The sequence below is a fragment of the Streptomyces odontomachicola genome, assembly GCF_039605595.1.
Classification (GTDB): domain Bacteria; phylum Actinomycetota; class Actinomycetes; order Streptomycetales; family Streptomycetaceae; genus Streptomyces.
The window spans coordinates 358,925-382,946 of sequence record NZ_JBCFOK010000001.1 but is presented as its reverse complement, the minus strand read 5'-3'; the positions used below and the strand labels follow the sequence as shown (position 1 = coordinate 382,946).

Genomic DNA, 24,022 nt, shown 5'->3' with positions numbered 1-24,022 from the left:
GGCCCGTACGCCGTAAGCCGTACGCGGACTCCGTACCGGTCGTGCTCAGCGCGGCACGGCGCTCAGCGCGGCCGGTACGCCCCCACCCGGAAGGAGGCGGTGACCTCGACCGGCGCGGCCAGCCCCGCTGCGCGCTCCGCGATCTCGCCGGGCGCCAGGTGGTGCGCCGCGGGCCCCATGCCCACCAGCCGCTCCACATCGGCGGCCGCCAGCGTCACCGCGTACTCCAGCGTCTCCGCGCTCTCCTCCGCGAAGTGCCCGGAGAGCGTGCGGTGCAGGCGCTCCTCCTTGGCCGCGTCGATCTGCAGCAGCCCGGCGTGCTCGCGCAGTTCGCCGAGGTGCCGCGCGGTCGGCGTCACCACCAGCAGCGCTCCCCCGGGCCGCAGCACCCTGCGGAACTCGGCGCCGTTGCGCGGGGCGAACACGTTCAGCAGCACATCGGCCGAGCCGTCGCGCACCGGCAGCGGCCGCCACACGTCCCAGGTCGCGGCCGCCGCGCGGGGATGCGCCTTGGCCAGCCGCCTGGCGGCGAACTTGGAGACGTCGAGCCCCAGCCCCCGCGCCCCGGGCAGCGCGTCCAGCACGGCGGCGAGGTAGTAGCCGGTCCCCGCGCCCGCGTCCAGCACGGTCTCCGCGCCGGGGACGCACCGCTCCGCGACCGCGCCCAACTCCCGCGCCAGCGGCGCGTAGTGCCCGGCCCCGAGGAAGTCGGACCGCGCCTGGACCATGGCGGCGGTGTCCGCGTTCGCCGAGGACCCGCCCCCGCCCGCCAGCAGGCCCGCGTACCCCTGCTTCGCGATGTCGAAGGAGTGCCGCGCGCCGCAGCGCAGCGCCCCGCCGCCGGGCTCCGGCTCCAGATCCTCGCCGCACACCGGGCACAGCAGCACCCCGGCTGCCTCGCTCAGCGGGCTACGGTCCACGGTGCGCTCCTGATCCCTGCCGCGCCGCGCCGCACACCGGCGCCGGACGCACGAAGGGCGGTCAGTGAATTCACTGACCGCCCTGTCGACTGCGGTGGACCTGAGGGGATTTGAACCCCTGACCCTCTCGTTGCGAACGAGATGCGCTACCGGACTGCGCCACAGGCCCCTGCCGCCCTTGCGACGTGTGAAACATTAGCACCCTCATCCGCTGACATGGAAATCCGCTCCCTCGCGGCCTCCACGGCGGGTCCCGCGCCGCTCACTCGTTGGCGGCGCGGGGGCGGTCCTCGTCCTCGTACTGATCGAAGAGCGGGGTGCGGCCGCGCTCGCGCGGACGGCGCGAGCGGGAGGCGGACTCCCCCTCCGGCGCCGGCTTCGCCGGGCCCTGCACGCTCTGCCCGCCCTGCCCGGACGCGGGCTTGCCGGTGGCCGGCGGCTGGGCGCCCGCCGCGCTGGACCGCGCCGAGCTCCAGGTGTCGGGGGCCTCCAGGTCCACGCCGCGCGGATTGCGCGGCGCCACGGGCGCGCTCACATACGTGGGCAGCGGCACGGGAACCGGCTCCCAGCCCTCGCCCTCGGACTGGTCGCGATCGCGCCCGCGCTGCTGGTCGACCCACTCGGCGTGGTCGGTCTGCTCCACCAGCGCCCGCCGGTCGGCCGCGCCCGTCTCGCGCGGCGCGGGAGCGTGCTCGGCGGGGCGCCCCGCACCCTGCGCGCCGGAGCCGCGCTCCGAAGGGCGGCCGCCGGAGCGCGGATTGGGCCGCTGCGGCGGCGCCTCGTGCTCCTGGGTGGGCCGGTCGTCCGCGGCGTACTGATCGGCCCGCTCGTGCCGCTCGGTGTACTCCTCCTCCGTGCGCCGCCCCACGCCGCGCCGCTCGCGCAGCCGCTGCGCGGCCGCCTCGGCCTGCCTGCGGTCCATGGTGGCGAGGAAGCGCCGCCGCTCCTGGGTGCGCAGATGCACGATGTACGCGGTCAGCAGCGCGGCCGGGACGGCGGGCACCCACAGCAGCGCCATCCCGCCGACGGCGGCGACGACCGAGCCGACGGTGAAGGCGAGGAAGAGCAGCATCGTGGTGCGGCGGCGTCTGGCGAGCACCTGGGCGCGCTTGCGCTGCCGCTGGTCGCGGCGGGCCCGCGCCTCCTGCCGGTTGCGCCGCTCGCGCGCCCGGGGGTCCTCCTCCTCGCCGGAGGGAGGCTCGGAGGGGGGCAGTATCTCGGTCGCCGCCTCCGAAGCGGCGCCGCCCACCATGGTTTTGGGGTCGGCGAAGGCCCGGACGTCGACCGCGTCCCCCGCGGTGTCCGGGGTGCTCTCGCCCGCTTCGTCATCGCCGGAACGGGCGGACCCTTCGGCGTGCCCCTCGGGCCCGCCGCCGGAATCCTCCGAACCGCCGTCACCGGTCGGCCCGTCGGCACCGGAACCGCCGGCGGCGCGCCGCTCGGCTTCCTTCGCGTACTTGCGCTCCATCGCCGCCTTGCCGGACAGCAGACGGATGGCGGTACTGAAGCGTTCCGTGGGACGGGCTTCGTTCAGCTCGTCCTGCCTACGGAGCCACATCGGCACCAGATAGGCCGCCCAGGCCCCGACGATGACTGCATAGAGGAGGCCACTACTGCTCACCCTCACACGGTAGAGGGGATTGCGAGGGCCCATCTGCCAAATAGCGCGGTGTGTCGCACGATCTGGCTGATCTCTCGAACTTTTCTTGTGATGAATGCCCGCGATGGCGCCTTTGTGTCCAACTCCCGGACGGATCCAGGGTGTTCAACGCGGCATATCGAACGCATATTTTATTTTTGCGCGGTGTCCGTGTTCGAACGGCGCCAGCGGTTCAACAGGCCCTCCTGGACCTCGTCCACGAGCAGCGCGTACACCAGATGGTCGCGCCAGGCGCCGTCGATATGCAGATAACGGGGTCTCAGGCCCTCCTCGCGGAAGCCGAGTTTCTCCACCACGCGTCTGCTGGGGGCGTTCTCCGGGCGGATGCAGATCTCGATGCGGTGCAATCCGACGGTGCGGAAGCAGTGGTCGACGGCGAGCGCGACGGCGGTCGGCATCACGCCGCGGCCCGCGACGCCGCGGTCGATCCAGTACCCGATGTGGCCGCTGCACATCGAGCCCCAGGTGATCCCCGCGACCGTGAGCTGGCCGGCGAGCCGGCCCTCGTACTCGACCACGAAGGGGAGCATCCGGCCCGCGTGCGCCTCGGAGCGCAGGTGCCGCACCATCTGACGGTACGTCGGGCGGCGCGGCGGAAGCTGGCCCGCGGGGGCCGGCGGGATGGTGGCCTCCCAGGGGCGCAGCCAGTCGCGGTTGCGCTGGTTCACCTCGCGCCAGGCGCGCTGGTCGCGCAGCCTTATCGGGCGCAGGGCCGTCTTGCCGTCGGACAGCTCGACGGGCCAGGGGGCGGCGTTCAGTTGGGGGCCCCTCTGGGGTGGTCACCGCCGTGCACCTGGTCGACGGCGTGCATCAGCAGGCGCTCCAGCACGGCCAGACCGTCGCGCACGCCGCCCGAGGAGCCGGGGAGGTTGACGATCAGGGTGCGGCCCGCGACGCCCGCGGTGCCGCGGGAGAGCGCGGCCGTGGGCACCTTGGCCATGCCCTCGGCGCGGATGGCCTCGGGGATGCCGGGGACCTCGTAGTCCAGCACCCTGCGGGTCATCTCCGGGGTGCGGTCGGTGGGGCTGATGCCGGTGCCGCCGGTGGTGAGCACGACCTCGTACCTCTCATCGACGGCGGCGCGCAGTGCCTCCTCGACCGGTTCGCCGTCCTGGACCACCCGCGGCCCCTCGGCGGCGAAGCCCATCGCGGTCAGGCCCTCGATCAGGAGGGGGCCGCCCTTGTCCTCGTACACACCGGCGGCGGCGCGGTTGGAGGCGGTGACGGCGAGGGCGCGGTAGGTGCGCGGTGCGGCGGTCATCGGGCGGCTCCTTCGGCGCGGGCGGCCTCCGCGGCGCCGGCTCCTTCGGCTGTGCGGTGCCAGTCGCCGGACTTGCCGCCGGTCTTCTCCTCGACGCGTACGTCGGCGATCACGGCGCCCTTGTCGACGGCCTTCACCATGTCGACGACGGTCAGCGCGGCGACGGTCACGGCCGTCATGGCCTCCATCTCGACGCCGGTGCGGTCGGTGGTGCGCACCCGCGCGGTGATCTCCACCGCGTCGTCGGCGAGGGCGAGTTCGACCTTCACGCCGGAGAGTGCGAGGGGGTGGCAGAGCGGGATGAGCTCGGGGGTGCGTTTGGCGCCCATGATGCCCGCGATGCGGGCCGTGGCCAGCGCGTCGCCCTTGGGCACGCCCTCGCCCCTGAGCAGGTCGATCACGCGCGCGGAGACCAGGACCCGGCCCGTGGCCGTGGCGGTGCGGGCCGTGACGTCCTTCGCGGAGACGTCGACCATGCGGGCCGCGCCGGTCTCGTCGACGTGCGTGAGGTGCTGCTGTCCTTCGCTGCTGCTCATCGTTCTCCCGGTCCGATCCGTGCCCGCTACGGTACCGGTCACGCGCGCGGCGGCGGGACGGAGCCGCCGCCGTGGCCGCGGCCCCTCCCCGTACGCCCCGCGCCCAGGCGTCGTCGTACGTCTCAGTCGTGCAGCAGCAGGACGTCGATCTCCTGGCCCGGGGTGAGCTCGGTGGTCTTCTCGGGGACGTCGAGGAGCGCGTCGGCGTGTGCCAGGGCCGCGACGAGGTGCGAGCCGGCGCCGCCCACGGCCTCGACGGTGCCCGTGCCGCCGTCCTCGGCCGGGGTGTAAGTGCCGCGCAGGAACTGGCGCTTGCCGTCCGGCGAGGTCAGCTTCTCCTCCCCCGCGAGACGCGCGCGCACTGGCCGTCTGCGCACCGGGTCGCGGCCCATCAGGGCGCGGATGGCGGGGCGCACGAAGAGCTCGAAGGAGACATACGAACTCACCGGATTCCCGGGGAGGGTGAGGATCGGGGTGCGCTCGGAGCCGATCAGGCCGAAGCCCTGGGGCTTGCCGGGCTGCATGGCCAGCTTCCTGAACTCCACGCTCCCGTCCGCCGCGTCGATCTGCGAGAGGGCCTCCTTGACGACGTCATACGCACCGACGCTGACGCCGCCGCTGGTGACCACGATGTCCGCCCTGATCAACTGGTCCTCCAGCGTGGAGCGGAGGGTGTCGGGGTCGTCGGAGACGGCTCCCACGCGATAGCCGATGGCTCCGGCCGCGCGGGCGGCGGCGGCCAGCACGAAGCTGTTGGAGTCGTGGATCTGGCCGGGGCCCAACTGCTCGCCGGGCTGGACGAGTTCGCTGCCCGTGCTGAGCACCACCACGCGGGGGCGCGGCCGCACCGTGACCGTGCCCCGGCCGATCGCGGCGAGCAGCCCGATCTGCGGCGGGCCGAGCACCGTGCCGGCGGTGAGGGCCACGGAACCGGCGCACACATCGCTGCCGCGCGCCCGGATGTGCTGGCCGGCCGAGGGCACACGGTGCACCCGCACCTCTCCGTACCCCTGCTCCCCGTGCTCGCCGTCGGCGTCCTCGGAGCCCTCGGCGGCTGTGGCGCCCCGGGGCACCGGCGTCATGGCGTCGGCCGGGCCGCCGCCGGTGCCGCCGTCGGTCCACTCCACGGGGACCACGGCGTCGGCGCCGGGCGGCAGCGGGGCGCCGGTCATGATGCGCACCGCGCGGCCCGGGCCGACCGTGGGGAGATCGCCGCTGCCCGCGGCGACCTCCCCGGTGACCGTCAGCACCACGGGGCTCTCGTCGGTGGCGCCGGCGAGGTCGCCGGTGCGCACCGCATAGCCGTCCATGGAGCTGTTGTCGAAGGGTGGCAGGGCGGCCGGCACGGTCACGTCCTCGACGAGCACGCAGCCCTGGGCCTCCAGAAGCTGCAGCTCGATGGGCTCCAGCGGGCGGATGCCGCCGAGAATGTCGTCAAGGTGCTCGTCGACCGACCAGATCCTGCTCACTCGTCTACATCTCCTCGCTGACGTAACCGCGCAGCCAGTCCTTGAAGTCCGGCCCCAAGTCCTCACGTTCGCATGCCAGTCTGACAATGGCCCGCAGATAGTCGCCGCGGTCCCCGGTGTCGTAGCGGCGGCCGCGGAAGACGACGCCGTGCACGGGGCCGCCCAGCGAGGGGTCGGCGGCCAGCGCCTGGAGCGCGTCGGTGAGCTGGATCTCGCCGCCGCGGCCCGGCTCGGTCTTGCGCAGGACCTCGAAGACGGCCGGGTCGAGCACGTAGCGGCCGATGATGGCGAGGTTGGACGGCGCCTCGGCGGGCGAGGGCTTCTCGATCAGGTCGGTGACCTTTATGACGTCGTCGTCCCCGGTGGGCACGGCCGCCGCGCAGCCGTAGAGGTGGACGCTCTCGGGCGGGACCTCCATCAGCGCGATGACGCTGCCGCCGTGCTCTTCCTGCACCTCGGTCATCTTGCTGAGCAGCGGGTCGCGCGGGTCGATCAGGTCGTCGCCGAGGAGCACGGCGAAGGGCTGGTCGCCCACGTGCGGGGCCGCGCAGAGCACGGCGTGGCCGAGGCCGCGCGGGTCGCCCTGGCGCACGTAGTGCATGGTCGCCAGGTCGCTGGACTCCTGGACGCGGTTGAGCTTGGCCTCGTCGCCCTTGGCGCGGAGCACCTGCTCCAGTTCGTAGTTGCGGTCGAAGTGGTCCTCGAGCGGGCGCTTGTTGCGCCCGGTGACCATCAGGACGTCGGAGAGTCCGGCGGTGACGGCCTCCTCCACCACATACTGGATGGCCGGCTTGTCGACGACCGGCAGCATCTCCTTCGGGGTGGCCTTGGTCGCGGGCAGGAAGCGTGTGCCCAGGCCGGCCGCGGGGATGACGGCCTTGCTGATCTTCGTAGGTGAAGTAGCCATGTCCGCACGATAACCATTCACAATGTGCGGAACGTAAGTGTCCGCTGTGTTTGTAGCGGTATGCGTACACAGGAAAGGGTTTGTGCACGACGGTGAGTCAGATCGACGCTAGTAAGCACCAGTTGCGACGCGACCTCATGGCGGTGAGGTTCCGGTTGCCCGGCGGTGAACGCGAGGCGGCCGCGGACCTGCTGGCCCAACGCGCCCTGGAACTCCCCGAACTGGCATCGGCACGCACCGTGGCCGCGTATGTCTCCGTCGGCAGCGAGCCCGGCACCCGCCCGCTCCTGGACGCCCTGCACGAACGCGGCGTACATGTCCTGCTTCCGGTGCTGATGTCCGACAACGACCTGGACTGGGGAGGATATACCGGCCCCGAATCGCTGGAACCGGCGGGGCGCGGACTGTTGGAGCCGTCCGGGCCGCGCTTCGGCCCGGACGCGGTGACGCAGGCCGACGTGGTCCTGCTGCCCGGTCTGGCGGTGGACGGCCGCGGCCTGCGGATGGGCCGCGGCGGCGGCTCCTACGACCGCGTGCTCGCCCGCATCGAGGCCGGCGTGCGCGCGGGCCGCACCCCGGTCCTGGCGGTGCTGCTGTACGACGGCGAGGTGCTGGATGAGGTGCCGGCCGAGCCCCATGACCGGCCGGTGCACGCGGCGGTGACGCCCTCGGGGGTGCGGCGCTTCGCGGAGTGAGCCCGCCATGGGAGCACCGTGACCACTCGTAAGGGGCGGGTCCCGATGTGGGACCCGCCCCTTGTGTGAGTGACGGTCGTTCGGCGCCGCAGGCTTACGGCTCTACGGCGTCAGCGCCATCTTGTCCTCCGTTGAGCCCTCGACGGCCTTCTCGCTGAAGGCCCAGGGGAGCATCTCGCCCTTGGCCCACTTGTCGGTCTGGTCCGTGTAGTGCGAGCTGCCCGCGTGGCCCGAGGCGCCGGTGAGGTTGATCCACCGCGACTTGTCCATGTTCTCCAGGTTGACCACCATCCGCATGGACGGGACCCACACCACGTCGTACCCGCCCGCGGCGTTCCAGCCGGTGGCGTTGACCGCGGCCTCGCCGCCGCCGAGGTCCCAGGGGCCGCGGTTGAGGAGCCACTGCACGAAGCCGGGGCCGCTGGTGCCGAGGGTCTGGTTCTTGAGCATCAGGCGGTGCAGCCTGCCCCAGCTCCAGGTGTCGATGTCCTTGCCCAGCTTGGAGGTCAGCTCCCAGCGCGCGTCCTTCATCGCGTGGCCCAGGAGCTGGTCGCGGTTCTTGTCGCCGGGCTGGTGCAGGGTCCCCTTGGTCTTCCACCAGTCGTTGTCCGGGTCCTTGACCAGCTTCCGCACGACCTCGAACCAGCGGTCGCCGCCGTCCGGCTGCGCCTGGCCGGCGGGCCGCTTGCCGCACTCGCGGACCAGCCGCTCGTTGCCGTCCAGGTCGTCGACCGGGCCCGAGTCGTCGGACGGGGCGACCATCAGGCAGTCGCCCTTGACCCGCAGCTCCTTGGGGAGCTTGTCGCCGAAGGAGAGCTTGAGCAGGTTGCGCCAGACCGCGTTGAAGTACGCGGCGGGCGCGGAGTCCGACTCCTGGGTGTAGTCCCAGCCCTGGAGGAGCTGCTGGGCCTCGCGTACGTACGGGTCCTTGACGTTGATCTTGAGCAGGTACGGCACCAGGAGCTTGGCGATCTCGCTGCTGTTGTCCATCTGCATGGACTGCATGTCGCCCATGGAGATCTTGCCGCCGTCGGTGATCTTCGACTGGATGAGGTCGTTGATCCGCTGGCTGCGGGCGCCGTAGCCCCAGTCCTTGGTCAGCTCGTACGGGTACTTGCGCTGGTCCACCACGGCCTGGTTGGCGGTCACGATGTAACCGCGCTTGGGGTTGTACTCCCAGGGCAGCGCGCCCTGCGGGATCCAGCCCTTCCAGCGGGCGCGCGGGTCCCAGCCGGGCGCCGGGTAGCGGCCGTCGTAGCCGTCGCCGCGCACCGGGATGCGGCCCGGCGCCTGGTAGCCGATGTTGCCGTCGGTGTCCGCGTAGATGAGGTTCTGCGAGGGGACCTCGAAGTCCTGGGCCGCCTTGCGGAACTGGCTGAAGTTCTGCGCCTTGTTGAGCTCGAAGACCGAGTCCATGCTCTTGCCGGGGCGCAGCGCGGTCCAGCGCAGCGAGACCGCGTAGCCGTCGCCGCGGTCCGGGGCCGAGTTGTCCACCGGCGCCTCGTCGCCGACGGTGCGCAGTTCCTCGTCGCGGTCGGAGACGATCGGGCCGTTGTTGGTCTCGCGCACCGTGATCTCGCGGTCCGCGCCGCCGGCGACCTTGATGGTCTCCTTGCGCGTCTTGTACGGGATGCGCTTGCCGTCGTACACGTACCGCCCGTCCCTGATCTTCTCCAGGTACAGGTCGGTCACGTCGGCGCCGAGGTTGGTCATGCCCCAGGAGATCTTCTGGTTGTGGCCGATGACCACGCCCGGCATCCCCGCGAAGGTGTACCCGGACACGTCGTACGGGCAGGAGCTGCTGACCGACTTGCAGTGCAGGCCCATCTGGTACCAGACGGACGGCAGTTGCGGCTTGAGGTGCGGGTCGTTGGCGAGCATGGGCTTGCCGGTGGTGGTGTGCTCGCCGGACACGACCCAGGAGTTGGAGCCGATGCCGTCGCCGTTCTGGCCGAGCATCGCGGGGACCTTGTCCAGCTTGCTGGAGACCCGGTCGAGCTGGGTGCCCGCGTTCTGCGCCGCCTGCCGCATCGAGGCGCCGGGGGTGCTCTGCGTGGAGGTGCCGCCGCCCTCGGGCTCGAACTCGCCGCCGCGCTGCGCCTTGCCGCCCTCGACGACCGGCTTGTTCCTGTCGTACGGGTACTCGGGGTAGAGGTCCTCGATCTGCTTGCGGCTCAGCCTGCTGGTCATCAGCGAGCGGTCGATCTCGTCCGACATGTTGCCGCGCAGGTCCCAGGCCATCGCCTTGAGCCAGGCCACCGAGTCGACCGGGGTCCACTGACCCGGCTTGTAGTCGCTGGTGATGCCGAGCGCCGCGTACTCGACGGAGGCCGAGGAGCCCTTGTGCTCCTTCAAGTAGGCGTTCACGCCCGCGGAGAAGGACTGGAGGTTCTTCTTGGTCTCGGGCGAGAGCTGCTTGTACTCCTGCTCGGCCACCCGCCGCCAGCCCAGCGTGCGCAGGAAGGCGTCGGTCTCCACCTGCCCCTCGCCGAACATCTCGGACAGCCGCCCCGAGGTCATGTGCCGGCGCACGTCCATCTCCCAGAAGCGGTCCTGGGCCTGGACGTAGCCCTGCGCACGGAAGAGGTCGGAGCCGCTGTCGGCGTAGAGCTGCGGGATGCCGTTGGCGTCCCGCTTGACGTTCACCGGGGCGTCCAGCCCCTTCAGCTTCAGCGATCCGGTCGTCTGCGGGAGGGAGGCCCGCACGGTGCTGATGCTCCAGAACGTCCCGCCGCCGACGCCGGCCACCAGCAGCAGCACCACCGCGATCACGAGCAGACGGGTGCGGCGCGAGGTCTTCTTGGCGGGCATCGCTGTCCTTCGAGGGGCAGTGTGGTGTCTGTGCTTGGTGTCGTTTGCGCTGTGCCGCATCCGTACGAGTCCGCGCGCGCGGCACCGGTCGTACGGATGCGTGCTGGAGCAACCATAGGCCGAGCCCGTACCGCGCCGTACAGCGAGCCACCTGCCGGGACTTCGGGGTCCGGATCGGGGCCGCGCCGGGGTTCCGCTTTTCGCGCGCGGCAGCACGGGGGCGGCCCGTTCCGTCGCGGCGGGGCCGCCGCCGGCGGCATCTTCAAGCAGTGGTAAATTGTTAGCTTGCCAAACGAACTACCGTGATCCGGCACCGATCTGCCCCCGGCCCGAGGAGCGCCCCTGACTGTCGACCGGCTCAACGAACTCCTGCTTCTCAGCGCCGCCGTGCTGCTGATCGCGGTGGCCGCGGTGCGCCTGTCCTCCCGCAGCGGCCTCCCCGGCCTGCTCATCTACCTCGGCATCGGCGTCGTCATAGGCCAGGACGGGCTCGGCCTCGCCTTCGACAACACCGAACTCACCCAAGTCCTGGGCTACGCGGCCCTGGTGGTGATCCTCACCGAGGGCGGCCTGGGCACCAAGTGGCGCGAGATCCGCCCCGCCATACCGGCCGCCGCCGTGCTCTCCACGGTCGGCGTGGGCGTCAGCGTGGCCGTGGTCGCCGCCGCCGCGCACTTCCTGGTCGGCCTCGACTGGCAGACCGCGCTGCTCATGGGCGCCGTCGTCTCCTCGACCGACGCGGCGGCCGTCTTCTCCGTGCTGCGCAAGGTCCCGCTGCCCAAGCGGCTCACCGGCGTGCTGGAGGGCGAGTCCGGCTTCAACGACGCCCCCGTCGTCATCCTCGTCGTCTCCTTCTCCTCGGCCGACTTCACGCACCACCACTGGTACGTGCTGGTCGCCGAGATAGCGATGGAACTCGTCATCGGCCTCGCCGTCGGCCTGCTGATCGGCAAGGGCGGCGCGCTCACCCTGGGCCGGGTCGCGCTGCCCGCCTCCGGGCTCTACCCCATCGCCGTCATGGCGCTGTGCGTGCTCTCCTACGCCGGGGGCGCACTGCTGCACGGGTCCGGATTCCTCGCGGTGTACGTCACCGCGCTCATGCTCGGCAACGCGAACCTGCCGCACCGCCCCGCCGTACGCGGCTTCGCCGACGGCCTCGCCTGGATCGCCCAGATCGGCCTCTTCGTGCTGCTCGGGCTGCTGGTCACGCCGCACGACCTGGGCGACGACATCCTGCCCGCGCTCGTGATCGGTCTGGTACTCACCGTGCTCGCCCGGCCACTTTCGGTGCTGCTGAGCATGATGCCGTTCAACCATCCCTGGCGGGAGCAGGCGCTGTTGTCCTGGGCCGGGCTGCGCGGAGCGGTGCCGATCGTGCTCGCCACGATCCCCCGGGTCGCCGAAGTCCCGGACAGCGAGCGGATCTTCAACATCGTCTTCGTGCTGGTGGTCGTCTTCACCCTGCTCCAGGGCCCGACCCTGCCCTGGCTCGCAGCCCGGCTGCGGATAGGGGACAGCTCCGAGGCCCTCGACGTGGACATCGAATCGGCCCCGCTGGAACGCCTCCGCGGCCACATGCTCTCTGTCGCCATCCCGCCCGCCTCCAAGATGCACGGCGTCGAGGTCACCGAACTCCGCCTCCCCAAGGGCTCCCACGTGACCCTCGTCGTCCGCGAGGACTCCAGCTTCGTCCCCGCCCCCACCACCGTCCTGCGCCACGGCGACGAACTCCTCGTCGTGGCGACGGACCAGGTCAGAGACGCCGCCGAACGCCGCCTCCTGGCAGTCGGCCGCGGCGGCAAACTCGCCGGCTGGCTGGGAACGGGCGGCAGCACGGGCATCCGCTCCCGCTGAGGGGGAGAGAGCGCCAGGGTCCGTCCCCGCTGAGGGGGGGGCGCCGCGGGGTGGTCCCGCGGCGCCTGCTGGCGGGGCGCGCGTCGCCCTTGCCTGTTGGGTCGCCGAACGCTGCGCGGTGCGGGGGCGCTGCGGGGCGCGCTTCGTGCGGTGGGTCGCTGGTGGCTGTGCGGTGCAGGTGCGCTGTGGGGCGCGCTTCGCGAACGGTCGCCGAACGCTGCGCGGTGCGGGGGCGCTGCGGGGCGCGCTTCGTGCGGTGAGTCGCTGGTGGCTGTGCGGTGCGGGTGCGCTGTGGGGCGCGCTTCGTGAACAATCGCCGAACGCTGCGCGATGCGGATGCGCTGCGGGGCGCGGCTTTGCGTGGGGGCGCTTCCCGCCCCGCGATGGCCGGGATTCGCCGATGCTCACGTGTACGACTTACCGTTACCCTTTCCGTTGGCAAGTTGAGTTTCACCCGAATCTGCCTGATGCAGGACTGGCGCAGCCGCGGTCGAGCGAACCGGGCCCGCGCAAGAGGACAGTCCTCGGTCCACGGCCGCGCCCGTGGGCTACCAGGCGGCAGAAAGGCCCGGCCGTGGCATCCCCGGCCACCACTCACGACGATGTACGCCCCGGCTACGCGGCCCTGCTCCGCACGCCCAGGGCCTGGACGTTCCTGCTCCCCGGCTTCTTCGCCCGGCAGCCCTTCGCGATGCTGATGATCAGCATCGTGCTGCTGGTGCAGCACACCACCGGCTCGTACGGCACGGCCGGCGCCGTCTCCGCGACGGCCGGCGTCTCCATGGCGCTGCTCGCCCCGCAGAGCGGCAAGCTGGCCGACCGCTTCGGCCAGGCCGCCGTCCTGCTGCCCGGCGTCTTCCTGCACGCCGCCTTCGTGGCGCTGCTGATCGCCATGGCGCTGCTGGACGCCCCGGTGTGGTCGCTCTTCCTGGCCGCGGTCCCCGCGGGTGCGACCACACCGCAGATCAGCCCGATGGTGCGGTCCCGCTGGGCGGCGCGGCTCGACGGCTCGCCGCTGATGACGACCGCCGCCGCCTTCGAGTCGGTCACCGACGAGTTCACCTTCGTCGTCGGCCCCGTACTGGCCACCGCGCTGTGCACGGGCATCCACCCCGCGGCCGGCCTGACCGCCGAGGCGGTGCTGATGCTGTGCGGCGGTCTGCTCTTCGCCGCCCAGCGCGGCACCCAGCCCCCCACCGGCGCCCGCGCGGCGAACCGTGACTCCCACACCTCCGCCCTCTCCATCCCCGGCGTGCGCGTGCTGATCGCCGTACTGCTCGGCATCGGCGTCGTCTTCGGCGGCATGCAGGTCTCGCTCGCCGCCTTCACCGAGTCCATCGGCAAGCCGGGTCTGAACGGCGTCCTGTACGGCGTCTTCGCGGGTGGCAACATGCTGGCCGCGATCGCGGTCGGCGCCATCCAGTGGAAGCGGGGCCCTCGCTTCCGGCTGCTCGCCGCCTACCCCGTGCTGGTACTGGCCACCCTGGCGCTGGCCGGCATCGCACAACTCGGTCCGTGGACGCCGCTGCTGGGCGGCATCGGCCTGCTGGCCGGGCTCTGCGTCGCTCCTTCCATGATCGCGGGCTTCACGCTGACCGAACTCCTGGTCCCCGCCGCCGCCCGCACCGAGGCCTTCACCTGGCTGACCGGGGCGGTCGCGCTGGGACAGGCCCTCGGCTCCACCACGGCCGGGCAGTTGGCCGACTCGCTGGGCGCCGGCGGCGGATTCCTCGCTCCTTTCCTGGGTACGGGCCTCGCGCTGCTGGTTCTGCTGATCTTCCAGAGCAGGCTCTCGGCCTCCCGCCCGGGGCTGAACACGGCACGTGGGGTCGGTCACCGATCCCCGGCCACGGTGGACTGAATCGCGGGAATGCTGCACTATGGACCGTCGTTAGCACTCAATAGGTGAGAGTGCCAGGAGGAAGAACGTGCCGACGTACCAGTACCAGTGCACCGACTGCGGCGAGGGCCTCGAGGTGGTGCAGAAGTTCACCGATGACTCGCTCACGGAGTGCCCGAACTGCGAGGGCCGCCTGAAGAAGGTGTTCTCCGCCGTCGGCATCGTCTTCAAGGGCTCCGGCTTCTACCGCAACGACAGCCGCAGCGCCTCCTCCGGTGGCAGCTCCTCGAAGAGCTCGTCGGACAGTTCGTCCAACGGCTCGTCCAAGAGCGGCGACGGTTCGTCTTCGTCTTCGGACTCCTCCTCTTCGTCGAGCTCTTCCAGCTCCTCCGACTCCGGCTCCGGGTCGGGCTCCGGCAGCTCCTCCTCCGGCTCCTCCGGGTCCGGCAAGAGCGACTCCAAGAGCTCCGGCTCGTCCAGCTCGGGGAAGGCTGCGTCTGCGGCCTGAGCCGTGGCGCTTGAGCAGTGCCGCTTGAGCCGTGCTCGGCCTGAGCTGTGCTCGGCCTGAGTCGTGATGCTTGAGCGGCGCGAGCTGATCAACCAGCCCCGCTTGGCTGCTTGTTGTGCTCCGTGAGCACGTTGTGACTTGCCGTGTCCGAGCGGGGCTGTCCGTCTGGGCTCGCCCCACTTCTGGGACCGCCCCGCTTCAGGTCCTGAGAACTGCCTGCCGAGGGCTTCGCGGCTGCCCGTAGGGTGTGTGCCCATGAGTGCACAGGCCGCGCAGGCAGAGATCGGCGTCATCGGCGGGTCCGGCTTCTACTCCTTCCTCGACGAGGTGACCGAGGTCGCCGTCGACACTCCGTATGGGAAGCCCAGCGACTCCCTCTTCCTCGGCGAACTGGCCGGGCGGCGCGTCGCCTTCCTGCCCCGCCACGGCCGCGGCCACCACCTGCCGCCGCACCTGATCAACTACCGCGCCAACCTGTGGGCGCTGCGCGCCGCGGGCGTGCGGCAGGTGCTCGCGCCCTGCGCCGTGGGCGGTCTCCAGCCCAAATACGGTCCCGGCACGCTGCTCATTCCCGACCAGCTCGTGGACCGCACCAAGACGCGCAAGCAGAGCTACTTCGACGGCGAGCCGCGCGAGGACGGCGTGGTGCCCAACGTCGTCCACGTCGCCTTCGCCGACCCCTACTGCGAAGAGGGCCGCCAGGCCGCGCTGGCCGCCGCGCGCGCCTACGGCTGGGAGCCGGTCGACGGCGGCACGCTCTGCGTCATCGAGGGCCCGCGCTTCTCCACCCGTGCCGAGTCCCGGTGGCACGCCGCGCAGGGATGGTCGGTCGTCGGCATGACCGGTCACCCGGAAGCCGTGCTGGCCCGCGAACTGGGCCTCTGCTACTCCTCGTTGAACCTCGTCACCGACCTCGACGCCGGCGCCGAGTCCGGCGAGGGCGTCTCGCACAACGAGGTCATGCAGGTCTTCGCGGAAAACGTCGGACGGGTGCGGGAGGTGCTCTTCGACGCGGTCGGCCGTCTGCCCGCCGAGCCCGGCTGCGCCTGCGGCAGCTCCCTGCAGGGGCTGGATCCGGGGTTCGAACTGCCCTGAGGGCGGCTTTGGAGTGGGCCCGGACGGGGTGATGGCTGGCCCAGCCATGGTGGCGGTTGCGGTCGGTGAGTTCATCGGGGCCTCCGGCGTGAGTCGCGTTGCTGATTGCCGCCGCTGGCGCTGAGGGCCTTCGCGGCTCGGCTGCCTCAACTCTGCGGTGCCGCGCGGCGATTCGGGAGTGCCGAAGGCCGGAACCCCTCGCATGGGCGGCGGAGTTATCCACAGCCCGCGGGTTGTCCACAGGAATCGGCCTGGCTGAGCGGGAGCCGGCGGATGCCGTGCACCGTGTCGGGAGCGACAGCAGTTCCCGAAGGCGGTGTACGTCATGACCCGGTTCCCCACCTCTCCCCCTCCCCCGCTTCTCTCCCCTCCGACTCCGGCTCGGCCGGTGCCCTACAGCCCGGAGCCTGCTCCCCCGGCGCCGTCTCCGACACCGCCGGTCCCTTCCCGGCCGGCGCCCGTGCCGCTTCGACCGCCGTGTTCCGTCCCGGAGTTCACGCCGGTGCGTGCGGGTCGGGGCCGGTATGCGCTGCGCCGGGCGCTGAGGGGGAGGCGGCGCGCCGTGGCTGCGGGGCTGGCGATGGTGGCCGCGGCTCTGGCGGCTGCCCCGGCGCGGGGCGGGGATGAGGCGCCGGGCAACTCACGGGAGAGCAGTGCTCGTTCAACGGCGCAGGCGCCCTCGCGGAGCAACGCCATACAGGCCCCGGTGACGGTTTCCGCGCCCGTACGGATTCCCGACGCGGAGACGGTGCGGCTGTTGGAGCCCGGTGACCGCATCGACGTCATCGCGAGCGGTTCCGGCAATTCGACCCGATACAGGAGTAGTTCGGAGTCAACTTCTGCGCATTTCGTGGCCCGTAATGTCCGAGTGGCTGAAGTTCCGCGGCCCGGCGACACTGTTGCGGGCGAAGGTGCGCTGGTTGTGCTCGAGGTCTCCCGGCGGGTGGCATCCGAGCTCGCCGCAGCAGCGGCCACTTCGCGACTGGCGGTGACACTGTGCTGACCGCGCACTGACGGCGCCAGACACACCGCTGCCGCCGACCGAACCCTCGGCCAGCGGCGGCGTACGCGTCAAAGAAAGCAGGCGGTCTGGACCTGCTGGGCTCTGGATCAGAGCTTGATGTGCTTAACCTTGCCGCACTTCACGAAGTCGTCGTACCTGTGGCAAAGGCGGTAGTAGGCGTAGGAGTCCAGCTTTCCGTAGTCGTACTTCTTGTAAAGCTTGACGCTTCCCTTGCTGCACTTCTTCTTAACCGTCAGCCAGTGCTTTCCGGGAACCCCGGCCTGGAAGAGTTCGCATCCACTCTTCACCTTCTTGGTCAACTTCCCCTTGAACCAGACACGGTCGTCGCCAGCGCGATTGTTGACCTGGTAGGAGCCGGAAGCCTTCGCGTATTTCCCGTTCGGCGCGCTGAACTTCCCCTTGGAGTCGGCCGCTGCCGGGCCACCCGCAAGCAGTACGACAGTCGATGCCAAGGCCAAAACCTTGCCTGCACCCCTAAGCATGAAATTCCCCTCGTTTACGGCTAATTGCCGTAGGCAGGCCACCAGCGCTCCCGACGTGAGATCTACTACACACCTTCTACACCCAGAGCGTGCACGCTCGCACCTCAGCCGCCCCGCCCATGTCCACATCGCGGGAGACGCGGATCAAATCACCACGAGAGAGGCATAATTTTGGCCGCCACAGTGTCAACTTCAGTGCACCACATGACCCATAATGCCCGAGTGGCTCAACTGGCCGCCTCTAGCGACACTGTTGCGGGCGGCGGTGCGCTGAACGTGCTCGCGGTGCCGCGGAATTCGACCCCGAATGGACCGCGCAGCGACTGCGCCACAGCTGACGGCAGCACTGTGCTGACCGGACTGCTCAGGCACACCGAGCCCCTATCGAAGAGTTTTCACAGTTGGTCCGGGAAGAGGAATTCCGTTGAGCACCCAGCAGGCCGGCGAGGCCGAGCAGCCCGAGAAGACGAGTCTCCTCGGGGGATTCAGAGAGTTCCTGATGCGCGGCAACGTGGTCGAACTGGCCGTTGCCGTTGTCGTCGGGACAGCGTTCAGCAAGATCGTGGACGCAGTGGTCAAGGGCCTGATCAACCCGTTGGTCGGTGCGATCGGCACCAAGGACCTGGACGTGTACGAGACGTGCATCAGTCCCGAGTGCGGCGTGGACAAGGCCGGCGAACCGATCGGCATCCTGGTCAAGTGGGGCCCGGTCGTCAGCGCCGGACTGACGTTCCTGATCACCGCCGCTGTCGTCTACTTCCTCATGATCCTGCCGATGGCCCGGTACAAGGAACGCCGTGCCCGGAAGCTCGGCCTGGACGAAGCGCCGGCGGAGGTCACCGAGGTCGATCTTCTCACCGAGATCCGCGACGCACTGGTTCTGCAGCGGACAGGAGAGCACGACGATGTGAGCGAGATGTCCAACACCACGGGCACGGGGCCGGAGCATGGTGCACCGCGCGAGGGAGCGACCCCGCTGGACAAGTAGCCCTGGAAGGACGGCGCCGCCACTCAGAGTGGCGTCATAGGGGCCTGCGGCGTCACAGGTGGTGGGGCGGCTTCTCGCTGAGGAATCGGGCGAGATCGGCCGCCCCATCGCTGTTCTCGGAGCCCGACGCTCCCTCGCCCCAGCCGTGGTCGGAGTCGTCGGAGGAGCGCGCCGACAACGGGTCGCCGAAGTCCAGCGCGGCCGCGGGGTCGGGCTTCTCGGACTGCTGCGGGCTCGTGCTCATGCCTCCAGGGTACGGCGCCTCCGCGGCTCCCCCGGCCCGCGAAGCCCTGGTATCCATGCCCCATGGAGACTCAGGATGCGCTCACCGACGTGGCGGGACTGCGGGTCGGCCACGCTCAGCGGGACGGAGACGGCTGGCTGACCGGTACCACGGTGGTGCTGGCCCCCGAGGACGGCGCGGTGGCGGCCGTGGACGTACGGGGCGGTGGCCCCGGCACCCGCGAGACGGACGCGCTCGATCCCCGCAACCTCGTGGAACGGATCCACGCGGTGGTGCTCAGCGGTGGCAGTGCCTTCGGCCTGGATGCCGCGGCGGGCGTGATGGGCTGGCTGGAGGAGCAGGGCCGCGGCGTACCGGTGGGCCCCGAGGCGGGACAGGTGGTCCCGGTGGTGCCGGCGGCCGTGCTGTTCGACCTGGGCCGCGGGGGCACGTGGCGGGCCCGCCCGGGCGCGGAGCTGGGGCGGGAGGCGGCCGAGGCCGCGGGGCTGACGGACACCGGGGCGCCCGTTGCGCAGGGGTGTGTGGGCGCCGGGACCGGCGCGGTGGTCGGGGGCGTGAAGGGCGGCATCGGTACGGCGAGCACCCTGCTGGCTTCGGGTTCCACCGTCAGCGCGCTGGCCGCCGTGAATGCCGCGGGCTCGGTGCTGGACCCGTCGACGGGGGCGCTGTACGGGGAGCTGTTCGGCGGCGTACCCCGGTTCCCGGACGAGGAGCGGCACGCGGTGGCGCAGGCCCGGCTCACGCGGGCACGGGAGGAGACATCCGCGCGGACCTCGGGCTCCGTGCAGCCGCTCAACACCACTCTCGCGGTGGTGGCCACCGACGCCACCCTGTCCCGCCCCCAGGCGCAGAAGCTCGCGGGGACCTCGCACGACGGCCTGGCGCGCGCCGTGCGGCCGGTGCATCTGATGAACGACGGCGACACGATCTTCGCGCTCTCCACCTGCGAACGGCCGCTCGCGGAGGGTGAGTTGAACGATCTTCTCGCCGCCGGAGCCGATGTGCTGACCCGCGCCATCGTGAAGGCCGTACACGCGGCGGAGAGCAGGGAGGGGGCGGGCGGCGTCTTCCCGTCGTACGCGGAGCTGTACGGGGACTGAGAGGGGCGGCGACACGCGCCAACCCCCGTGCGGGGCACGGGGGTTGGGATGGCGATGACAAATGTGGGGTGAGGGGCGGGGTGGGGTGGGGTGGGGGTTGGGGGGGGGAGGGGGAGCCCCCCAACACAACCCCTACGCCATCACCCCCGCCTTCCCCGCCTCCTCGTTCCCCCGCGCTTCGTCCCCCGTACCGGTCGCCGGCTCCCGGAACGTGCCCGTTCCCGCTCCCACCGCGGGTGTGCTGCGGCGGACGCCCTTCAGGAGGATGACCAGGGTCGCGGTCACTGCGGTGCCGGCGATGACGGCGGCGAGGTAGAGCCAGGGGGAGCCGATCAGGGGGACGACGAACGCGCCGCCGTGCGGGGCCCGCAGGGTGCAGCCGAAGAGCATGGTCAGCGAGCCGGTGACGGCGCCGCCCGCCATGGAGGCGGGGATGACGCGCAGCGGGTCGGCGGCGCCGAAGGGGATGGCGCCCTCGGTGATGAAGGAGGCGCCGAGTACCCAGGCGGCCTTGCCGTTCTCGCGTTCGGCCTTGGTGAAGAGGCTGCCGCGCAGGGTGGTGGCCAGGGCCATGCCGAGCGGGGGCACCATGCCGGCGCCCATCGCGGCGGCCATCACCATGAGGCTGCCGTTGCCGGGGTCGGCGGTGGCGATGCCGCCGGTGGCGAAGGCGTAGGCGACCTTGTTCACGGGGCCGCCGAGGTCGAAGCACATCATGAGGCCGATGAGGAGGCCGAGGAGTACGGCGTTCGCGCCGGTCAGGCCGCTGAGCCAGCCGGTCATGGCCTTCTGCGCGACGGCGATGGGGTTGCCGATCACGACGAACATGAGCGTGCCGACGAGGGCCGAGGAGATGAGCGGGATCACCACCACGGGCATGATGCCGCGCAGGGGTGCGGGGATGCGTACGCGCTGGATCGCCATCACCACGGCGCCCGCGAGCAGGCCAGCGGCGAGGCCGCCGAGGAAGCCCGCCTCGATCTTGACGGCGATGGCGCCGCCGACGAAGCCCGGTACGAGGCCGGGGCGGTCGGCCATGCCGTAGGCGATGTAGCCGCCCAGCACCGGTACGAGGAAGTCGAAGGCGAGGTTGCCCACCTGGTTGAACAGCGCCGCCCAGGACTGGCTCTCGGTCCACACGAAGTGGTCGGCGACGGACTTGGCCTCGGTGACGTGGTAGCCGCCGATGGCGAAGGAGAGCGCGATGAGCAGGCCGCCCGCCGCGACGAAGGGGACCATGTAACTGACGCCGGTCATCAGCCACTTGCGGAGTCTGGTGCCGAAGCCCTCGACGGCCTCTTCGGCGCCGTCGTCCTCGGGGGAGGCGGTGGCGGGGGCGCTGGTCTCGCCGCGTTCGGCCTTGGCCCTGACCTCGTCGACGAGTTCGGCGGGGCGGTTGATGCCCGCCTTCACGCCGACGTCGACGGTGGGCTTTCCTGCGAAGCGCGCACGGTCCCGTACCTCGACGTCGTGCGCGAGGATCACGCCGTCGGCGGCGGCGATGACGGCGGGGTCGAGGCGTTCGAAGCCGGCCGAGCCCTGGGTTTCGACGGTGAGTTCGGCACCTGCCTCCTGGGCTGCGCGTTCCAGGGATTCGGCGGCCATGTAGGTGTGGGCGATGCCGGTGGGGCAGGAGGTCACGGCGACGATCCGGAACGGCCGCGCGGAGTCGGCCTGTTCGGCGACGGGCTCAAGACCATCCGAGCCCGCAGGCTCACCCGAACCCTCAGGCTCATCCGAACCCACAGGCTCACCCGAAGCCTCAGGCTCATCCGACCCCGCAGCGCCGCCGGCCTCGCCCACGCCGTCAGCCTCACCAGTACCGGTGCCGGTACCAGTGCCGGCGCCACCAGCCCCCTCCCCCACGGAGTCGGGCCCCGCATCCCCCCGTACCAGCGCAGCCGCCCCCTCCGGATCGCTCACGGAGCGGAGCGCTCCCGTGAACTGCTCGTCCATCAGGTGTCTGGCCAGGCCGGAGAGGATGCTGAGGTGGTCGCTGTCGGCGCCGTCGGGGGCGGCGATCAGGAAGATCAGGTCGGCGGGGCCGTCGGTGGCCCCGAAGTCGACGGGTTCGGCGGCGCGGCCGAAGGCCAGGGTGGGTTCGGTGACGTGGGCGCTGCGGCAGTGGGGTATGCCGATGCCGCCCTCCAGGCCCGTCGGCATCTGCGCCTCGCGCGCGGCCACGTCCTCCAGGAACCCTTCGAGGTCGGTGACGCGGCCCTGTGCGGCCATGCGCGCGGCGAGCGAGCGGGCCGCGGCTTCCTTGGTGTCGGCGGCGAGGTCGAGGTCGACCAGTTCCGCGGTGATCAACTGGCTCATCTCACGGCTCCATTGGCGCTGCCGGGCGCTGTGGTCCCGGCGGGTACGGGGAGGGGGACGGGGACTGCTGCGCGGCACCCTGCGAGGCGGCGGACTGCGGGCCGGAAGGCCGCGACGCGGAGGACTGCGACCCGGAGGACTGCGACGCGGAGGACTGCGCGGACGCGGACTGCGGGGACGAAGGCTGCGCGGACGCGGACTGCACGGACAGGGACTGCGCGGACGCGGACTGCGCGGACGCGGACTGCGCGGACGGAGACTGCGGCCCCCGCCCCAGCGGCTGATCGAGAGGGATCTCGGAGGTCACCGTGACCGCCTCGGGCCGCAGGTCGGAGGGCGTGGGCATCTGGCTGCCCGGGAGCTGCACGGCGGCCGCCCCGTGCGCGACGGCCGAGGCCAGCGCGGCGGGCCCGGTGCCGCCGGCGGCGAGCAGCCCGGCGAGTGAGGCGTCGCCCGCGCCGACGTCGCTGCGTACGGCGCCGACCGGTGCGCTGCCGAAGTACGTGCCGGTGTCGTCCACGAGCAGTTGCCCGGTCGCGCCGAGGCTGGCGAGCACGGCGCGGGCGCCTCGGGCGCGTACCTCTTCGGCGGCCTCGACCGCGTCGCCGACCGTCTCCAGGGCGCGGCCGACGGCCTCGGCGAGTTCGTCGGCGTTCGGCTTCACCACGTCGGGCCTGCCGGGGAGCGCGGCGGCCAGCGCGGGACCCGAGGTGTCCAGGGCGATGCGCAGGCCCGTGGCGTGCACGGCGGTGGCGAGGTCGGCGTACCACTCCGGCGCGAGGCCGCGCGGCAGGCTCCCGCAGCACGCGATCCATCCGGCGCCCGCGCCGGAGGCGGCGGTGCGCACCCGTTCCAGCAGCGCGCCGGCCTCGTCCTCCGCGATCTCGGGCCCGGCCGCGTTGATCTTAGTGAGGGTGCCGCAGGACCCGGTGGGGGTGATCTCGGCGAGGGAGACGTTGACCCTGGTCGAGCCGCGTACGGGGACGCCGGCGACCTCGATCCCGAGGTCGGCCAGCAGCCGTTCGAGCAGCGCGCCTTCGGGCCCGCCGAGGGGCAGCACCGCGACCGTACGCAGCCCGGCCGCTGCCACCGCGCGGGAGACGTTGACGCCCTTGCCGCCGGGGTCGACGCGGTCGCCCGAGGCGCGGTGCACGGCGCCGCGCTCCAGTCCGGGGATCTCGTACGTGCGGTCCAGGCTGGGGTTGGGCGTGACGGTGACGATCGTGCCGACCGCGGCGGAAGCGACGGGAGCGGAAGCGACAGGAGTGGTGGGGGTGTTCATCTCGTTCAGACGCGCCTTACGTGGGTGCCCGCGCGTTCGATGGCGCGGGCGTCGTCCGGGGCCAGCCCGGTGTCGGTGATGAGCAGGTCGACGTGCGACAGGTCGCCGAAGTGCGCGAAGTGCGCCTGCCCGAACTTGGTGGAGTCCGCGAGCAGCACGACCCGTCCGCGGCCCGAGGCGGAGCCGCCGCCCGCGGCCGCGATCAGCGCGCGCTTCACGGCGGCCTCGGCCAGGTCGGGGGTGGTCAGCCCGGAGTCGACGGAGAAACCGTTGGTGGCGAGGAACAGGACGTCGGCGTTGATCTCCGAGAAGGTGCGCAGCGCCCAGGCGTCCACGGCGGCGCGCGTACGGTGCCGTACGCGCCCTCCCACGATGTGCAGGTCGATTCCGGGGTGGTCGGCGAGCCGCGCGGCGATGGGCAGCGCGTGGGTGACCACCGTGAGCCCCGCCTCCAGCGGGATGTCGGCCGCCAGCCGCGCCGTGGTCGAACCGGCGTCGAGCAGCACGCTCCCCTCGGCCGGCAGCTCCTCGACGGCGGCCTTGGCGATGCGGGCCTTCTCGTCGGTGGCGGCGGATTCGCGCTGGGTGAGGTCGGGTTCGAAGTCGAGCTGCCCGGCCGGTATGGCGCCGCCGTGCACCCGGCGTACGAGTCCGGCGCGGTCGAGCGCCTTCAGGTCGCGGCGCACGGTCTCGGCCGTGACCTCGAATTCGGCCGCCAGGGACGGTACGTCGACCCGTCCCCGCTCGCGCGCGAGGCGCAGGATCTCCTGCTGACGCTCCGGTGCGTACATGTGGATACGTGTCCGTTCCATGCCCGGTCTTGTGGTTTCACCGGCACGTTAAGACCGTGGTGCGGAAAAGTAAACACGTTCGGGCACGACCACGGAAGTAAACGGGCACGCAGCCCGCTGCCCCGGGGCACTTCCGGACAGCAGCCGGACAGCAGTCGGACAGCAAAGAGCCCCGCCCCTCGGGGGAAGGAGGCGGGGCTCGTCTGTGGGGTGGCGGCGCGCTCAGGCCGCCTGGG

At 71.7% G+C, this 24,022-nt stretch carries 20 protein-coding genes, 1 tRNA gene and 1 pseudogene; 8 read left to right on the top strand and 14 right to left on the bottom strand.

What is annotated here, in order from left to right:
* Positions 1-62: 62 nt before the first annotated feature.
* From ABEE00_RS01845 to galU, 8 genes are all read right to left on the bottom strand, one after another.
* A complete protein-coding gene (locus tag ABEE00_RS01845) occupies positions 63-920 on the bottom strand; it encodes a putative RNA methyltransferase (RefSeq protein WP_345743366.1) in 858 nt (285 codons plus the stop codon).
* Between the two features lie 95 nt (positions 921-1,015).
* Positions 1,016-1,089: transfer RNA gene (locus ABEE00_RS01840), tRNA-Ala, on the bottom strand.
* Between the two features lie 93 nt (positions 1,090-1,182).
* The gene (gene sepX, locus ABEE00_RS01835) at positions 1,183-2,541 is read right to left on the bottom strand and encodes a divisome protein SepX/GlpR (protein WP_345743365.1); all 1,359 of its coding nucleotides are present in this window, start codon (positions 2,539-2,541) and stop codon (positions 1,183-1,185) included.
* Positions 2,542-2,711: 170 nt separating this feature from the next.
* On the bottom strand, positions 2,712-3,338 hold the full coding sequence (locus ABEE00_RS01830; RefSeq protein WP_345743540.1) for a GNAT family N-acetyltransferase: 627 nt from the start codon (positions 3,336-3,338) through the stop codon (positions 2,712-2,714).
* Complete coding sequence (locus ABEE00_RS01825) at positions 3,335-3,841, bottom strand: MogA/MoaB family molybdenum cofactor biosynthesis protein (RefSeq protein WP_345743364.1); 507 nt, start codon at positions 3,839-3,841, stop codon at positions 3,335-3,337. The genes ABEE00_RS01830 and ABEE00_RS01825 overlap by 4 nt, the downstream gene beginning before the upstream one ends.
* The gene (gene moaC / locus ABEE00_RS01820; RefSeq protein ID WP_345743363.1) at positions 3,838-4,377 is read right to left on the bottom strand and encodes a cyclic pyranopterin monophosphate synthase MoaC; all 540 of its coding nucleotides are present in this window, start codon (positions 4,375-4,377) and stop codon (positions 3,838-3,840) included. Before moaC ends, ABEE00_RS01825 begins: the two co-directional genes overlap by 4 nt.
* A gap of 122 nt (positions 4,378-4,499) precedes the next feature.
* Positions 4,500-5,846, bottom strand: a complete 1,347-nt coding sequence (gene glp / locus ABEE00_RS01815) for a molybdotransferase-like divisome protein Glp (protein ID WP_345743362.1) — start codon at positions 5,844-5,846, stop codon at positions 4,500-4,502.
* Between the two features lie 4 nt (positions 5,847-5,850).
* Positions 5,851-6,753, bottom strand: a complete 903-nt coding sequence (gene galU, locus ABEE00_RS01810) for a UTP--glucose-1-phosphate uridylyltransferase GalU (RefSeq protein WP_345743361.1) — start codon at positions 6,751-6,753, stop codon at positions 5,851-5,853.
* Between the two features lie 92 nt (positions 6,754-6,845).
* Here galU and ABEE00_RS01805 point away from each other — a divergent pair, with 92 nt between their 5' ends.
* Positions 6,846-7,448, top strand: coding sequence for a 5-formyltetrahydrofolate cyclo-ligase (locus ABEE00_RS01805; protein WP_451918473.1), 603 nt, complete (start codon positions 6,846-6,848; stop codon positions 7,446-7,448).
* Between the two features lie 102 nt (positions 7,449-7,550).
* Here ABEE00_RS01805 and ABEE00_RS01800 read toward each other — a convergent pair whose 3' ends face one another.
* Positions 7,551-10,259, bottom strand: coding sequence for a penicillin acylase family protein (locus ABEE00_RS01800; protein ID WP_345743360.1), 2,709 nt, complete (start codon positions 10,257-10,259; stop codon positions 7,551-7,553).
* A gap of 318 nt (positions 10,260-10,577) precedes the next feature.
* On the opposite strand from ABEE00_RS01800, the gene ABEE00_RS01795 reads away from it, so the two are divergent.
* The 5 genes from ABEE00_RS01795 to ABEE00_RS01775 all read left to right on the top strand — a co-directional run bounded on the left by ABEE00_RS01795 (position 10,578) and on the right by ABEE00_RS01775 (position 16,559).
* Positions 10,578-12,113, top strand: coding sequence for a potassium/proton antiporter (locus ABEE00_RS01795; protein ID WP_345743538.1), 1,536 nt, complete (start codon positions 10,578-10,580; stop codon positions 12,111-12,113).
* A 574-nt stretch (positions 12,114-12,687) separates the two neighbouring features.
* The gene (locus tag ABEE00_RS01790) at positions 12,688-13,974 is read left to right on the top strand and encodes an MFS transporter (protein ID WP_345743359.1); all 1,287 of its coding nucleotides are present in this window, start codon (positions 12,688-12,690) and stop codon (positions 13,972-13,974) included.
* Between the two features lie 67 nt (positions 13,975-14,041).
* On the top strand, positions 14,042-14,461 hold the full coding sequence (locus ABEE00_RS01785; protein WP_345743358.1) for an FmdB family zinc ribbon protein: 420 nt from the start codon (positions 14,042-14,044) through the stop codon (positions 14,459-14,461).
* Between the two features lie 255 nt (positions 14,462-14,716).
* Positions 14,717-15,556 (top strand): S-methyl-5'-thioadenosine phosphorylase, encoded by an 840-nt coding sequence (locus ABEE00_RS01780; RefSeq protein ID WP_345743357.1) that lies wholly within the window; start codon positions 14,717-14,719, stop codon positions 15,554-15,556.
* Between the two features lie 325 nt (positions 15,557-15,881).
* A complete protein-coding gene (locus ABEE00_RS01775) occupies positions 15,882-16,559 on the top strand; it encodes an RcpC/CpaB family pilus assembly protein (protein ID WP_345743356.1) in 678 nt (225 codons plus the stop codon).
* A 107-nt stretch (positions 16,560-16,666) separates the two neighbouring features.
* Here the strand turns inward: ABEE00_RS01775 and ABEE00_RS01770 are convergent, their stop codons facing one another.
* A complete protein-coding gene (locus tag ABEE00_RS01770; RefSeq protein WP_345743355.1) occupies positions 16,667-17,032 on the bottom strand; it encodes a hypothetical protein in 366 nt (121 codons plus the stop codon).
* A gap of 454 nt (positions 17,033-17,486) precedes the next feature.
* Here ABEE00_RS01770 and mscL point away from each other — a divergent pair, with 454 nt between their 5' ends.
* Positions 17,487-18,050: a large conductance mechanosensitive channel protein MscL gene (mscL, locus tag ABEE00_RS01765; protein WP_345743354.1), complete on the top strand. Its 564-nt coding sequence runs from the start codon at positions 17,487-17,489 to the stop codon at positions 18,048-18,050.
* 52 nt (positions 18,051-18,102) lie between these two features.
* Here mscL and ABEE00_RS01760 read toward each other — a convergent pair whose 3' ends face one another.
* Positions 18,103-18,294, bottom strand: a complete 192-nt coding sequence (locus ABEE00_RS01760) for a hypothetical protein (protein ID WP_345743353.1) — start codon at positions 18,292-18,294, stop codon at positions 18,103-18,105.
* Positions 18,295-18,356: 62 nt separating this feature from the next.
* On the opposite strand from ABEE00_RS01760, the gene ABEE00_RS01755 reads away from it, so the two are divergent.
* Positions 18,357-19,394 (top strand): P1 family peptidase, encoded by a 1,038-nt coding sequence (locus tag ABEE00_RS01755; protein ID WP_345743352.1) that lies wholly within the window; start codon positions 18,357-18,359, stop codon positions 19,392-19,394.
* 132 nt (positions 19,395-19,526) lie between these two features.
* Here the strand turns inward: ABEE00_RS01755 and ABEE00_RS01750 are convergent, their stop codons facing one another.
* The 3 genes and pseudogenes from ABEE00_RS01750 to ABEE00_RS01740 all read right to left on the bottom strand — a co-directional run bounded on the left by ABEE00_RS01750 (position 19,527) and on the right by ABEE00_RS01740 (position 23,786).
* Positions 19,527-21,713 carry a PTS fructose transporter subunit IIABC gene (locus tag ABEE00_RS01750; protein ID WP_345743351.1) on the bottom strand — a complete coding sequence of 729 codons (2,187 nt, stop codon included), beginning with the start codon at positions 21,711-21,713 and terminating at the stop codon, positions 19,527-19,529.
* Between the two features lie 274 nt (positions 21,714-21,987).
* Positions 21,988-22,995 (bottom strand): annotated as a pseudogene (gene pfkB / locus ABEE00_RS01745) (1-phosphofructokinase); the annotation flags it as partial.
* A 5-nt stretch (positions 22,996-23,000) separates the two neighbouring features.
* Positions 23,001-23,786 (bottom strand): DeoR/GlpR family DNA-binding transcription regulator, encoded by a 786-nt coding sequence (locus tag ABEE00_RS01740; RefSeq protein ID WP_345743537.1) that lies wholly within the window; start codon positions 23,784-23,786, stop codon positions 23,001-23,003.
* Positions 23,787-24,022: the final 236 nt, after the last annotated feature.